At 64.1% G+C, this 13,920-nt stretch carries 15 protein-coding genes; 2 read left to right on the top strand and 13 right to left on the bottom strand.

Features of this window, described 5'->3' with window-relative positions; genetic code table 11:
* Positions 1–44: 44 nt before the first annotated feature.
* Positions 45–2,324: a leucine-rich repeat domain-containing protein gene (locus V5E97_RS37210; protein ID WP_406696591.1), complete on the bottom strand. Its 2,280-nt coding sequence runs from the start codon at positions 2,322–2,324 to the stop codon at positions 45–47.
* A 1,237-nt stretch (positions 2,325–3,561) separates the two neighbouring features.
* Here V5E97_RS37210 and V5E97_RS37215 point away from each other — a divergent pair.
* Together V5E97_RS37215 and V5E97_RS37220 are read left to right on the top strand one after the other, a co-directional pair.
* Positions 3,562–3,753: a hypothetical protein gene (locus V5E97_RS37215; protein ID WP_406696592.1), complete on the top strand. Its 192-nt coding sequence runs from the start codon at positions 3,562–3,564 to the stop codon at positions 3,751–3,753.
* Between the two features lie 234 nt (positions 3,754–3,987).
* A complete protein-coding gene (locus V5E97_RS37220) occupies positions 3,988–4,905 on the top strand; it encodes a hypothetical protein (RefSeq protein ID WP_406696593.1) in 918 nt (305 codons plus the stop codon).
* A 20-nt stretch (positions 4,906–4,925) separates the two neighbouring features.
* Here V5E97_RS37220 and V5E97_RS37225 read toward each other — a convergent pair whose 3' ends face one another.
* From V5E97_RS37225 to V5E97_RS37280, 12 genes are all read right to left on the bottom strand, one after another.
* Entirely contained in the window at positions 4,926–5,333 is a 408-nt protein-coding gene (locus tag V5E97_RS37225; protein WP_406696594.1) for a hypothetical protein, read from the bottom strand.
* Between the two features lie 164 nt (positions 5,334–5,497).
* Positions 5,498–6,808, bottom strand: a complete 1,311-nt coding sequence (locus tag V5E97_RS37230; protein ID WP_406696595.1) for a hypothetical protein — start codon at positions 6,806–6,808, stop codon at positions 5,498–5,500.
* The gene (locus tag V5E97_RS37235; protein ID WP_406696596.1) at positions 6,801–7,892 is read right to left on the bottom strand and encodes a lactate/malate dehydrogenase family protein; all 1,092 of its coding nucleotides are present in this window, start codon (positions 7,890–7,892) and stop codon (positions 6,801–6,803) included. The genes V5E97_RS37230 and V5E97_RS37235 overlap by 8 nt, the downstream gene beginning before the upstream one ends.
* Before the next feature lie 86 nt (positions 7,893–7,978).
* Positions 7,979–8,899, bottom strand: coding sequence for a class II aldolase/adducin family protein (locus tag V5E97_RS37240; RefSeq protein WP_406696597.1), 921 nt, complete (start codon positions 8,897–8,899; stop codon positions 7,979–7,981).
* A gap of 45 nt (positions 8,900–8,944) precedes the next feature.
* Positions 8,945–9,223 carry a EutN/CcmL family microcompartment protein gene (locus V5E97_RS37245; protein ID WP_406696598.1) on the bottom strand — a complete coding sequence of 93 codons (279 nt, stop codon included), beginning with the start codon at positions 9,221–9,223 and terminating at the stop codon, positions 8,945–8,947.
* 1 nt (position 9,224) lies between these two features.
* Positions 9,225–9,896, bottom strand: a complete 672-nt coding sequence (locus tag V5E97_RS37250) for a hypothetical protein (protein ID WP_406696599.1) — start codon at positions 9,894–9,896, stop codon at positions 9,225–9,227.
* Positions 9,893–10,147, bottom strand: coding sequence for a EutN/CcmL family microcompartment protein (locus tag V5E97_RS37255; protein ID WP_406696600.1), 255 nt, complete (start codon positions 10,145–10,147; stop codon positions 9,893–9,895). Before V5E97_RS37255 ends, V5E97_RS37250 begins: the two co-directional genes overlap by 4 nt.
* Positions 10,148–10,184: 37 nt before the next feature.
* Entirely contained in the window at positions 10,185–11,612 is a 1,428-nt protein-coding gene (locus tag V5E97_RS37260; RefSeq protein WP_406696602.1) for an aldehyde dehydrogenase, read from the bottom strand.
* 69 nt (positions 11,613–11,681) lie between these two features.
* A complete protein-coding gene (locus V5E97_RS37265; protein ID WP_074315863.1) occupies positions 11,682–11,999 on the bottom strand; it encodes a EutN/CcmL family microcompartment protein in 318 nt (105 codons plus the stop codon).
* Positions 12,000–12,024: 25 nt separating this feature from the next.
* Positions 12,025–13,221 (bottom strand): acetate/propionate family kinase, encoded by a 1,197-nt coding sequence (locus tag V5E97_RS37270; RefSeq protein WP_406696603.1) that lies wholly within the window; start codon positions 13,219–13,221, stop codon positions 12,025–12,027.
* Entirely contained in the window at positions 13,218–13,505 is a 288-nt protein-coding gene (locus V5E97_RS37275; RefSeq protein ID WP_406696604.1) for a BMC domain-containing protein, read from the bottom strand. Before V5E97_RS37275 ends, V5E97_RS37270 begins: the two co-directional genes overlap by 4 nt.
* 90 nt (positions 13,506–13,595) lie before the next feature.
* A complete protein-coding gene (locus V5E97_RS37280) occupies positions 13,596–13,916 on the bottom strand; it encodes a BMC domain-containing protein (protein ID WP_406696605.1) in 321 nt (106 codons plus the stop codon).
* Positions 13,917–13,920: the final 4 nt, after the last annotated feature.

Below are 13,920 nucleotides of genomic sequence, written 5' to 3' on the forward strand. Positions count from 1 at the left end.
AACCGGTTCGCGAGGATCTCGCCCCAACGCTCCGCGCGATCGCCTCAACTGTGGTCGATCCTCAACTTCGGCAACGCCTTTTGGATCGCGGCCTCCCCGGCCGTCGAGAGGTTCGAGTCGCGCGGGTTCAAGAATTCCAGGTGTTCGAACCCGCTGATGATCGGGACCGACCGATTGCTGATGCGGGTCTCCTCAATGCTGAGTACCTTGAGCTTCTTGAGTTCCTTGAGATGCTTCATCCCCGCGTCACCCACGCCGGTAAAGCCCAGGTCGAGATTCTCGAGCTCCGTCAACCCCTTCAGATGCGCCAGTCCTGCGTCCGTGACCCGGGTCCCCCTCAGGCTCAGTTGCCGTAGCGTCTGCTTGCCCTTCAGGGCTTTGAGCCCCGTGTCCGTGACTCGAGTCCCGCCTAAGTACAAATAGGCGAGGTTTGGAAGCGTTGCCAGGCGCGCCAGGCCGGCATTTCCGATTCTTACGTTCGTCAGGCGCAAGGATTTCAACGATTTGATCTGCTGAAGGAACGCGGCCCCGGCGTCGGTGACGGAGGTTGCAGCCAGGTCCAAATCCGCAAGCGAGGGGAGGTCTTTGAGCTCGGCCAGCCCGCCGTCCGTCAGAGGCTCGAGCTCGTCCCGGGGCCCAACGTTAAACGAGAGGGACGTCAACTTGGTCATCGTCTTGAGGTGGGCAAGACCCGGGCCGCGGACCTCCGTTCCAGCGAGCACCAGGCGCTCCAGCTCAGTCATGTCCTTCAGAGCGGACATCCCGGTGTCGGTAAGCTTCGTCCCAATGAGCGACAGCCGTTTCAGGCCCTTCAAAGCTGCCAACGGCATGATCGCGGCATCGCTCAGTTCGATGGAGATCAGGTCCAGGCCGCTTAGCTTTTGCAACTTGGCCAGGTGAGCAAGGCCCGCGGCGCTTACCTTAATTGGCTCGATGATCGACAACGATTTCAGGTTGGAAAGCTTGGCGAGGTGCTCAAAACCAACATCGGTCAGATGGTTTGCTCCCTCGATCGTGAGCAATTCCAGACTGGGAATCCTCGTGAGACGCTCCACACCTGAGTCATCGATTTCCGAACCAAGCGAGAGAAAGGTCCGCTTGGCCAGGGTGGCGAGGTTTTCGTTCACGAGACTGGAATCGATCGACTTCAGGTAGTCGAGGTCGGCCTGCGTTGGCCCAGGACCCTTGGGTGGGGCCGAGGCGGTCGGTTCAGGCACGTTGGACGGGACAGTTGCAACTGGCTCGGGGACCTTGGGGAGGGCGAGTGCGATCGGCCCCTTTGCGTCTCCCTCGCCGACGGACGGGAGCGCCCAGAGGCGCACGGTTCGATCCTGGCTGCAAGAGAGGGCGGTGCGGCCGTCGGGGGAAAACGCCACCCCCTTGACCTGTTCCGTGTGCCCCTCAAGGCTCGAGATCCGCGTGGCGGTCGGGACGTCCCAGAGGTCGAGCTTGGAGTCGTGGACGGAAAGTGCGCGGCGGCCGTCTGGGGAGAGGGCGACAGCCCAACCGGCGTCGGCCCCAACGGGAAACCGCGCGATCTCCCGGCCGCTCTCCACGTCCCAGAGGCGCATCGACTGATCCGTGCTCCCAGAAAGAATCTGGCGGCCGTCGGAGGAGAACGCCACGTCGCCCACTCGATCTTCGTGCCCCTCGAACCGGCGGATTTCTTTGCCGGTCTCCACATCCCAAAGCCGCACGGTTTTATCCCAGCTCCCGGTGGCGAGTTTCCGGCCATCGGGCGAGAACGCCACACCGATGACCGTGTCGGCATGCCCCTCGAATCGGCGGATTTCCGTTCCGGTGGTGACATCCCAGAGCCGGGCGTTGCGATCCTTGCCGCCCGAGACCACGGATCGGCCGTCGGGGGAGAACGCCAGGTGGGTCACCGCGCCCGTGTCCCCCTCGAACCGGCGGACTGCCTTGCCGGTCTCCGCATCCCAGAGCGTGAGGGTCTTGTCACCACCTCCCGAGATTACGTATCGGCCGTCAGGTGAAAATGCCACGTCCGACGCCGCTTCCGGATCTCCTTCACAGCGGCCGATTTCCTTGACCGACGCCACGTCCCAGAGTCGATGGACCTTGTCGCCCCCGCCCGAGAAGATTTTGCGCCCATCGGGTGAGAAGACCACGCTCGAAACCCCGTCCGTATGCCCCTTGAGCCGGCGGATTTCCCGGGTCTCGACCGATGGCGATTCGTCCGCGGCCGGCCTTTCTTCAATCTGAGGCGCAGGGACGGTGATGTCCGACGGTGAGGACTTCACCACCGAGGCCGGTACTCCGTCGACCCTGGGCGGCAGGGCGGGGGCGATCGGAGCAGCGACCACCGGTCGATCGCCAGGTGCGTCGACACCCTCTTGCGAGCGGCCCGGCCACGGAATAGCGAGTAGATGCCCGCGCCCGCTCCCACCACAAGGCCGACCGCGAGTCCGAGCACTGGCACCCACCGGCGTTGCGGCTCTGACTTCGATTCTTTCCGGGTAGTCCGGTCGGCCGCCGTTGCAGTGAGAAACGGATCGGGCTCCAAAAGAGCCTTGAAGGTTTCGAGCGGGCTCGACGAGGCCGGAACCGAGAAGGCGTGGCCGCACTGCTTGCACCTGCCTCGCTTCCCTGCCCCGGATTCCTCGACTCGATATCGTTTGCCACAGCGCTCGCATGCGAAAGAAATGGGCATCTAGCCGGCCTCGTCTCGACGATTTATCACGGGTTCGCAAGCTTGTACCAGCTTAGCCCATGGCAATGCACCCCGGAGGATTCCAGCCATGCGAACCGTCAATCGGCGTTAGTTCAGCCGCAACATACTCGGGTTGGCCGCGCTTACGGCCCCCGTTGCGGGCTACTTGCACAAGACCGGGATGGTCCTCGCGGGCAAACCGCGCAACGGGATCGAGGCCAGGCCTGAAGAACGACCGCGTCCTGGTCATGGTGCAGCACGCTGGCGGTAGCGGCAGGCTCAACGCACTCGTTTCCTACGGCGACGATGAATACGACAAGGTGCGTTCGACAAGCAGCAAGTCCGCGCGACAAGGTCCACAAGCTGGACGATCAGATGGGACTGAACACGGAGAGGGAAGCGTACAAAGGGATCTTCGATGCCGGGAACCTGGGCGTCGTTCAGTATGTGGGCCACTCCAATCCCTAACTCTCCTCACTCCGGGCCACCGACTTCCAGCAGACTGGATCCCCCGCCGAGGCCGTTTAAGAGGATGGCTCGCCCGTTAGTTTGACACTGAGTGCAAGGTCGCCGGACGAGGCGATGCTGGGCCTATTCCTCTCTGCCATGCTCCGAAAGCGGCCTTTAATCGATTAAGCCAATAGGTTCGCCGACTGCGACCAACGGGGCCGGGACCATCCACGAGGAGGGCGACAACTTCGCCTACATCCACAACCAGGATCACGCATTGGTCCGTCAAGACCCTGCCTCCTGACACCTACGCATACGACAACTATCGGCTCCGCCTCGAGGTGAAATGGGGCAAGAAGAAATGGCCCCCCGCGACGGCGTAGACGCCCCGCGACTCGAGCATCCTGATACACTGCATCGGGCCTGAAAAGGTCTGGACGATGGACCTCGAGAAACCCCTCGGCGAGTGGAATGTCGTCGAGGTCGACTGCGACGGCGACGCGATCACCAACATCGTCAACGGCGTCGTGATCAACAAGCCAACCGGGGCGAACGTCGCCCGCGGTAAGATCATCTTAAACAAGCTGAAGGGGCCGAGGTCTACTACCACAACATCACGATCACCCCTTTGAAGAAGTGAATGACTGCGGCACGCCCCACATCCCTATGGTCCAAGACGGTTCGGGGCTGATCCACAGTGCGACGAGGCCGGAAGCGATTACGCCGAGCCGCGCCGGCGGCGGAACGCCTGGACCGACCCCGACAATCCGGATCGAGGCCCTCCGATGGGCCGATTCATCGAGTTCCTGCCAGTCGCCTACTCCGATCGGCGCCGTCCGACAAATTCAGTGCATGGGATTTGATTCATGAAATCGACGCAGCACCGGAATCTCGCGGCAGAACTGATGGCTCTCGATATGAAAGTCAACGCTCTCCTGCCTCCGCGATATCAGCACTGTTACACATCCGTATCACCCAACTCGATGGGCTCGGCCGGGCTCAGGTATGGGCCGGATGGGCGGGTCGCCTGGGATCAGGTCTGGACGACGTTCTGCGACCTGGCTCTCGCCGGTGGGCCGCCTCACCGGGGCAAGCTCTTGGAGCCGGTGCCCGAGACGGAAGTGTCGGCCGAGCCGGGACAGCATCGAGATGTGGTCCGAGAGATCGATCGCGCCATCAGGTTGACAACCGGTCTGCCCGTCGTCGACGGCTACGCCCCGGGATGGATCGGCGTGCAATGCGGGTCGGTGGAAGAAGCTGCCTGGCTCCAACTGGCCGTCACCGCGGAAAACGTGTCCGCTCGACGCAGACTCTCCCTCCTTCAGCTCCCCGCCGGCCCCGCTTTCCGGGTCGAGAAGGAGATCAAGAACGTCGTGGTAGCGCTGGCTAAGGCATACCACTACTGGGACGGTCACTTGACTGCCGACCAGCAGTCCATGGCCGGAAAAAACATCTGGGAGGCGGCGACTCCGGCCGAGGCGGCAGCTACGCCGTCCGAGTACGAAGCGGCGGTGGAAGAGGTGGCGAACCGCCTACGCGCGGCTGGGCTGCCGCTCTCGTCGCGCCGGTATGTTGGCTGGGTCGGCGTCGAGTTGCGTGACGAGGAGGAGACGGTATGGCTCCTCCGGGCGGTTCTGGTTGAGCAGGTGCTTGCCCGACGGGAAGAGAGAACCCTCTACCTGCCCGTCGGCGCGACCCCGAGTGCAGACCAAGCGGAACGCGTGGCGGAAGCATTCTGCCGGGCCTGGGATCTTCGGACGGAGTCGCGAATAACAAGGCGTTGATGGCTCGAACCAAGTTAACCTCAGGGCCATCCACCGGCAGCGAGCCGCTCATCATCTCGCCTGGGTTGAAGCGGTTCGGCGAACAGCCCGACGTCGATGCCCTGACTTGCGGAATCCACTACATCGGGACGCCTCGCGCCATGGGCCTTCACTGGGACGACACCGCGATGCAGGACTTGGCCCATGCCACGGCCCACCTCCTTCACGACTCGTCGGAAGGCCGGTTCCGCACCACCAATCCCCCCCGGCCACCTGACCCGCGAGACGGGGGTGAATTCGTCAACCTGATCCAGCTTGAGCCCCGGGGGGGCCGAGCGGCTCATCTCACGCTGGAGCCGATCAGCCACGGCCCTCGTCGTTACCTGGCGCCTCGCCCAGTCGGGCGTGCTGGGAGGATAGAGTCCAGCATCGGTGGGGGTTGCAGACACAGCCGGCTCACAAGATACCGGTCCCGAAAGTCAACGTACGTGGGGTGGCAGGCTCGAGGTCTCGATGTGTTCGAGAGGGGCCTGACGAAATGCAATCGGGCCGGCCGGCCAACTTGTTGTGGCTCGGCCGGCCCGAATCATGTGGACTTGTCTGGTTGCGCGAATTAGCGTCCCAATCCAAGCCGCTGGCGGTGGTAGGCGAGTCGTTGCACGACGTCCATCCGGCTGAAGTCGGGGAGCCCGTCGGAGAAGGTGGGGAACCCGTTGGACTCGGACTGGCCGTTGCGTGTCGAGCGAGCCGGCGGTTCGGCCGCCCTGGTCACCGGGACCGGCTCGGGCGCGTGGTTATGGCTGTGGCACTGGCAGGCATGGGCCTCTTTCGCCGGAGCAGCCGCAAGGGCAGGGGGGGCGGGCTCTGGTTTGGCGGGAACGACGACGGACGTGGAGGTTCCCCCGTAGCTCATCGATGTCGCCTGGGGCTTGAGGTCCTCTTCGAGCGGCCGATGAGGACGAACTCCCAGCTTGCCGAGCACGGCGTGATACGCCTTGACCGCCTCGACGGGATTGATGACGCCGTCGACGATCAACCGGAGGAACTGGACGAAGGCGAGCTGGTTCTCGGCGCTGTTGATCTTGCGCCCAAAGAGCGCAACTTTGGCACCGTGCCTCTGGGCATCGGCGAGCAGTTGGAAGGCGTCAAACGTCGTCCCTGCCGATCCACCGAGAATTCCGATGACCAGGTGCGGGTCATAGCGGAACAGCTCTTCCATCGCCTGGGGGCCGTGGTAGACCATTTTGAGGAAGACCGGCCGGCCCGCCGGCGCAACCCCCGCGAGCATCCGCGCGATCATGTCGTTGATGTAGCCGGGCAGGACTTCAGGAGCCACCGCGTTCGCGATGTTGGGGTCGAAGACTTCGAGGAAGTAACGGAACCCCTTGCGCTCGGCCTCGACCCGAAACTCGTGGAACCGCTCGAGGGTCGCGGTGTCATGGCTCAGGTCGTTGTTGAAGGTCACGCTGTAGAGGCCCAGGTTGGCGCCGAGGGTGCGTTCCTCAGGGGCGCAATCGAGGTGGCCGCACTGGGCGTGATCGAGGCTGGCACTTCGGAAGGGGCGAGAAGGGGACTCGGCGTAAGTCGCTCCGCGCGCCAGGTGAACGTCAGTCGTATCGTTGGCGCGGATCGCCGGGGTCACGTGGGAGTTTTCGAACAGCCGCTCGCGGATCGTCAGGGCATAGTTCGAGCTGGCCGACATCAGCATGATGTCGACGAGCCCTTGCCGTGTGATCAGGCGCATCTGCTCGCGATATTCCTCGAGCGTCCGATGGCGGAGCTCTCCCGAATGTGCCTCGGGGGACAACCCAGGTGCACCGATGCCGAACGCCATGTCCGCGTCCTTGGCATCGGCCAGGATGAACTCGCGGCAGTTCGGGTTGGCATGAATCGCGGCCAACTTCCGGTCGAGCGACTTATCCACGGCGTCCCCCGTTCGACTGACCCGAGATCGTGACCCGCGAGCTACCGCCGTTGCCGTTGCCGCTGCCGCCGCTCCCCATCGTCACCTTGACGGCTCGGCTCTGCGAGGCAGGCGCGGCGGGCTCGGACTTGGGCGAGTTCTTCGCGGCCCCCGGGTTCTTCTGAAGGACCTGATCGATCGTCTCTCGGAGCACCCGGGCCGACTGCTGCAACGCCGAGACTTCCTTGGCCCAGAGCTCGATCTCGAGCTGCGACTCGACTCCCGCGCGGCCGACGACGGTGGGCACCGAGATGCAGACGTCACGCATCCCGTAGGTGCCGGTGACCAGCGAGGAAACCGGCAAGATTCGCTTCTGATCGAGGGCCACCGCGTGGACGACGTCCCGGATTGAGAGGCCGACCGCGAACCCGGCGCCCCCTTTGAGCTTGATGACCTCGGCACCACTCCCCTTCGTTCGCTTGAAGAGGGCTTCCGCGGTGCTCGCGTTCCACCCCGGGAACTTGTCGAGCGGCATTCCACCGGCCTGGGCGGCCGACCAGATCGGGACCATGCTGTCGCCGTGCTCTCCCAGAATCGTCGCCGTGACCTGGGTGGCGGGCAGCTTCAGTGCCTCGGCGATCAGGCTGCGGAACCGGGCGGAGTCGAGCTGGGTCCCCAGGCCGATGACCTGTCGCGCGGGGAGACCGAGCTGGGCGGTCGCGAGGTAGGTGAGCACGTCGACAGGGTTCGAGACGACCAGGACGATCGCCTCCTTCTTGACTCCGGCCGCCTTGACCTGGCCGAGGATGTTCAAGAACAGCTCGACGTTTCGATTGATCAGGTCGAGCCGGCTCTCGTCGGGCTTGCGCCTTAGACCGGCCGTGATCATGATCAGGTCGCTTTCCGGGATCGCTTCGTAGCCGGTCGCCTGGATCCGCTGGTCGGCGACGAGCGAGGCACCGTGGAGCAGGTCGAGCGTCTGGCCGCGGCAGAGGTCGGCGTTCAGGTCGATCAGATCGATCTGGCTGACCACGCCGCCACACTGCAACGCAAACGCCGCGCACGACCCGACCAGCCCGCCTCCGCCGATGATGCTGACTTTCATGGGTCCCTCAACAAGAGCCGAAATCTCGGAAAAGACGTGACAATCAACGCCGATCGTTGCCGTCACCCGACGCGTTGCTCACGCCTTTATCGATTGCCGCCAGCACCATTCATCGCCTGCATGACCTGATCGGTGATCATCTTCACGAGCGATTCCATCGGATCGCCCCCGTTGGCAGTCGAACCGTTCGACGACGGGCTGGCCGGAGCCGGGTTTGATTGCGGCTGCGACTCGAACTTGCCGGGGACGAACGCTTTGTGTTCGGGCTTGAAGTCGCTGTACCCTTCACGGAACAGGCTGTTGCCGCAGAGGTCGCAGTTCTCGAGTCCGCGTTCGAGCCGGACGTCGCGGATGCCCAGGGCCGGCTTGATCTTGATCAGCTCGGCGGCCTTCTCGTCGGAGTAGTAGTTCACCCGGCCGATCTGCTTGGACAGGATCAAGATCCGACAATAGGCGTCGATGATCTCGGTCTTGAAGTAGGCGTCGGTCAGGTCGCTGCCCGCCGTGATCGTCCCGTGATTGGCGAGGAGAATGACGTCGGTATCCTTGATGTAGGGGATCACCGTGTCGGCGAACGCTTGCGTGCCCGGCGTTTCGTAGGGAGTGATCGCCACTTCGCCGAGGAAGACCTCGAACTCGGGCATCGTGCACTTGGGGATCGGCTCGTGGGCCACGGCGAAAGCGGTGGCGTGAGGGGGGTGGCAGTGAACGCACGCCTTCACATCGGGACGTGCTTTCATGATCGCCAGGTGGAGCAGGATCTCGCTCGACCGTTTGCGCTTGCCCGAGACCTGCTTGCCGTCCATGTCGACGATGCAGAGGTCGTCAGGCTTCATGAAGCCCTTCGAGACCCGCGTCGGGGTGCAGAGCACGCGATCTTCCGACAACCGGAAGCTGATGTTCCCGTCATTGGCGGCGGCGAAGCCCTTGGCGTAGACGCGCCGACCGACCTCGCACATTTCTTCCCGAAGTTTCCACTCGCTCATCATCCCGCCGTCGCTCGCCATCGTCGAAATCTCCGATTCGCTTGGGCCGCCCCGTTCGTTTCGCTTTTAGAAGGACAACCGATCCAGGAGGCAGGCGCAGTAGGCATCCACAGGTATTTTTACTTTTCCGAACGGGTTAGCCGCCTCGCGGCCCTCGCTCAGTCCGATCAGACTTCCAGGGCCGGCGCCGAGGTCGTCGTAAACGACCACATCCTCGCCGCGTTTGGCCGAGTCCTCGGTCAGTGCCTCGAGCGGCATCGGCAGGGCGAGGACGAACCGTGCGCCTCGCAGGCTCGGGTGGCTCCGGGACAACGTCACTCGTCCGATCACCTCGGCGATCCGCATGTCAGACTCTCCCCTCGAGGCCTTCGACCGTTCGAGGAGCGCCCGCCCGCTGAAAGACGAGGCTCATCTGTTTCAGTAGGGAAATCGACTTCCCCGCCGGCTCGACCACAAGTAAGTTCACGCCCAGCCAGCGAATCGCCCGGTCCACGGAGTCAACGTCGCCCACCTGCGCCGCTCTGACACCCGGCACCCGGCAACCCAGCCAGACCGCAACCGAAGCCTGGTCCGTCAAGAGGACGACACCCCGCCCTGGCGAATCGATGACCCAATCCGCCGCGGCTTCGGCCGATCCTTCGACCTCGTGCCAGGGGTGAGCTCCGTCGAGCAAGGACCTCCGAAACGCTGAGATCAGGCCCGAGTCCGACTCGATCGCCAGCCCCCATTCTCCCGGGTCACGAACTCGTTCGACTTCGGACCGGGAAACCACCTTCAGACTGATCCCCTGCCGCTTGAGAAAGTCGCGAGCCAAGGGCGTGACCACCGTCCCAGGCGCGATCCGAATCTCATGGCGGTTGGCCGCAAACCCCTCCGCCTGGCGGAGCGAGAGCAGCCGCTCCGCGAAGACGTCTTGCCGGGAAACCCCGACTCTCGGCCGCGACGCGCGACCTCGGTCGAGATCCCGAAGGACCTCTCTGACCGCGGCCGCGACCTGTTCGACGCTTGCGATGCTCATCGGTCGGGCAACCCCATGACGCTCCAACGCCCGGGCGTGTTCCGGCCGAGTTGCTCCTGCAACGTCATCCCGTCGTTCGTGACTAATACGAGATCCCCCCGCGCAGCCCCCATCCGATCAAACACGAGGACCGGTTCGCCGTCGGCCTTTCCCTCAACCCCTTCGAGCTGGACGATCAGCAGCCGCTCCCCTTGAAAGGACGGATGCTTGATCGTCGAGGTTGCCGTTCCGACCACGCGCCCGAGTTGCATCGATCGCTCCTCGCCTCGCCCCGACCCAACTCACTCATCAGACGAACCGCATGCTGCCAATCACCGCCGTGCGACGCTGCCGGCAGAAGGTCAGGGGAGTGGTCAACCCCTCGCCCGTCGGCCCCGCGATTGAGAACGACAAGGTTCCCTCTCCACCCAGGCCGAGCCCGGCCGGGCTCGGCCCGTTGATGACGAACACGGTGCAGTCCATCAACTTGCCCATCTTCGACATCACCGAGGTGTCGCGCGAGTGGAGCACGGCGGTATGGCCGTAACCGTGTTCACTCTGCTTGGCCATGGCGATGGCGCGGTCGACGTTGGAGACCCGGACGAACGGGATGAACGGCATCATCTGCTCGTGTTCGACGAACGGATGGTCGGCTCCCGTTTCGCCGTAAACAATTTGCGTGCCCTGCGGCACTTCGACGCCCGCATAGCGAGCCAGGACGGCGGCGTCCTGGCCGACCAGGTCCTTGTTGACATGCAAGGCGTTATCGTCGCCCAACTTGAAGGCCGCCTTCGTCAACGCATCGATCTGTGAGGAGTTGAGGCGATAGCCACCGTTTCGCGAAACGGTATCGAGCAGCTTGTCGAAGATATCGGCGACCGCAAATACCTGCTTCTCGCCGATGCAGAGCAGGTTGTTGTCGAAGGCCGCCCCCGCCACGATGGATCGGGCCGCATTGTCGAGGCAGGCCGTCGAGTCGACGACGACCGGCGGATTGCCCGGCCCCGCCACGACCGCTCGCCGCTTGCTCGCCAGGGCCGCTCGGGCGACGGCGGGACCACCGGTCACCACCAGCAGGCGGACGCCCCGATGGTCGAACAGTGCTGAGGCCGATTCCAGAGTCGGCGGATCGATGATCGTGAGCAAATCATCGAGGCCGATCGCTTGCTGAATCGCCTTGTTGAACCGGCGGACCCCCTCGGCGGCGATCTTGGCCCCCGACGGATGGGCGTTGAAGACGACCGTGTTGCCGGAAGCCAGCATATTGATCGCGTTGCCCGCCAGGGTCGGCAAGCTGTGGGTTACCGGCGTGATCGCTCCGATAACTCCGAATGGGGAGTAGTCGGTCAGGGTCAGGCCGTTGTCTCCCGACGCGTTGTCGGTGCGAAGGTACTCGACCCCCGGCACTTGCGGGATCGCGTCGCGAAGCTTGGCAATCTTGTGATCGAGCCGGCCGATCTTCGTCTCTTCGAGCTCGAGCCGGCCGAGTTCCTCAGCCTGCTCAACGCAGATCCGCTTGATGCACTCGACGGCCTTCTTTCGATCGTCGTAAGGCCGAGTTCGATACTCCTGGAAGGCCGCCTCGGCGGCGGTCACGGCGGCGTCGGCCGTGGGATAGATCCCCCACTGGCCCGAGGGCTTGGCTGAGGCCTTGCCGTTGGTCGCCGGGCTCGTGCCTCCCATCTGCGACAACACTTGCTGAACGACGTTCCGGATCAGGTCTTCAGTCATTTGCATGGTTGGCACTCATGTAGGAGGTGAACGGTCCACCAACCCGAAGGGGAGTCCGAATCACAACCGACGCCTTCAAGAGAGTTCCCGGCTGGAGAAGATCTCCCGGCCGCCGATATCCACCGTGTTGATCAAGCCGATGACCACCGCATCGATCGGCAGCTTCTCCGTCTCAGGGGTGAGCCGGGCGCTCGACCCCTGGCAAACCAGGACCATCTCGTCCAGCCCAGCACCCAGCGTGTCGACGACCACAAACGTGCGGCCGGTCGGCACCAGGCGGTCCTGGTTCTTCTCGTCCACCCGATAAGGTTCGACGATCAGCAGCTTGTGACCGGTCATCGACGCCACCTTCTGGGTGGCCACCACACTTCCGGTCACTCGAGCGACGAACATGGACGGCTCCGGAACAGCTATGGATTTACGACGAGGACGCCAGGAGTTCGCGCGTCTGGCGGGCGACGACGATCTCTTCATTGGTCGGAACGGTCCAGATCTCGATCCGAGAGCCGGCCGCGGAGACCTTCCGCTCGGGCACGCCCCCTTCGTTCGCGACCGGGTCGAACGAAACGCCCAGCCAATCCAGGTCGCGGCAGACGCCCGAGCGGATCGTGACCGAGTTCTCGCCGATCCCGCCGGTGAAGACGATCGCGTCAGCCCCCCCCAACTCCACGAGGTAGGCCCCGAGGTAGTGGCGGACCGCGGCGATATAGACCCCCAGCGCCAGGTTCGCTTTCGCGTCTCCCCCGCTGGCTGCCGCCTCGATATCCCGCAAGTCACGACCGGCGCCGCTCAAACCTTCGAGCCCCGACTGGTTCGCCAGGATGTCGAGGACCTCTTCGAGGCTCTTGCCAGTCTCGCGGAGCAGAACCGGCAGGGCGAAGGGGTCGAAGTCACCGACCCGATTGTTCTGCGGCAGGCCCGACTGCGGGCTCATCCCCAGGCTGCAAGCGACCGACTTGCCGTCGCGAATCGCACAGAGAGATGAGCTCCCTCCCAGGTGACATGAGATCAATTTCAGGTCCGAGCGACCGAGAAGCTGAGCCATTCGCCCGGCGATGTAACGATGGCTCGCGCCATGAAACCCCCAGCGGCGGACCCCAAAATTGGTCGTCCACTCCTCGGGAATCGCGTAGCGTTGGTTGGCTTCAGGGATGGTGCGGTGGAACCCGGTCTCGAACGCGGCGACCAGCGGGAGGTTGGGGAACCGCTCCGCGAGCATCCGCATCGCTTTGGTGTACGGCGGGTTGTGCGCCGGGGCGACGTCGGCGAATGCCTCCATCGCGACGAGCACCTCCTCGTTCACGCGCTGCACACCGGTCAGGTTTCGAGCGTGAACCGCCTTGAAGCCGATGGCAGCCACGTCACCTGCCTCTTCCAGAACGCCCAGCTCGGGGTCGATCAATTGGTCGAGGCAGGACTGGACCGCATCGCCATGGTTGGCGATCGGCTCGACGCTCTCCGCATCACCCCGCGCTGACTGGAAGGTGATCTTGGAGTTGGGCGAGCCGATGCGCTCGATCGCGCCACGCGCCAGCATTTGCTCATTCTCCCCCTCCAGGTTATAGAGGCGGTACTTGAAGCTGGTGCTGCCGAGGTTAGCGACGAGGATTTTCAACGACTGGACCCTCCGATGAAGGTCGCGACGATCGTGTCGCTGGGGCGGGGGATCACGTGGGCCGCCTTCAATTCGCCGATACGCGAGGCGGCCTCGGCCCCCGCTTCGACCGCGGCGCGGACGCTGCTGACATCGCCCCGGACCACCACACTGACGATGCCGCCGTCGAGTTTGATGATCGAGCTGACGAGCTCGACGCTCGCGGCCTTGAGCATCGCGTCGATCGCGTTGATCAGGCCGACCAACCCCTGGGTTTCGATCAGGCCAATTGCATTGCCGTTCATGACGTTTCCAAACCTCGGGTAGGGCGTGTGCAACACATGGGGGAGCCGTCTTCTTTGGAATTGGCGTGTGGCCCACGCCCTCACTGGGGATCAACCGATGAAGGTGCGCACAACCGCTTCGTCAGGCCGGGGAATCACGTGGGCGCTGACGAGCTCGCCGACGCGGCTGGCGGCCTCGGCTCCCGCTTCGACGGCCGCGCGAACGCTGCCGACGTCGCCCCGAACCAGCGTCGTGATGAACGCCGCGCCAATGCCGACGCGTCCGACCAGGGTCACGTTGGCCGCCTTGAGCATGGCGTCGGTCGCCTCAATGACGCCGACCAGCCCCTTGGTCTCGATCAGGCCCAACGCATCGCCGTTGAAGCCCGTGCTGCCATTGCTCCGCGCATTGCTTTTTTGAACCGTCGCCATGGGA

This window comes from Singulisphaera photorubra (genome assembly GCF_045290345.1).
Taxonomy (GTDB): domain Bacteria; phylum Planctomycetota; class Planctomycetia; order Isosphaerales; family Isosphaeraceae; genus Singulisphaera.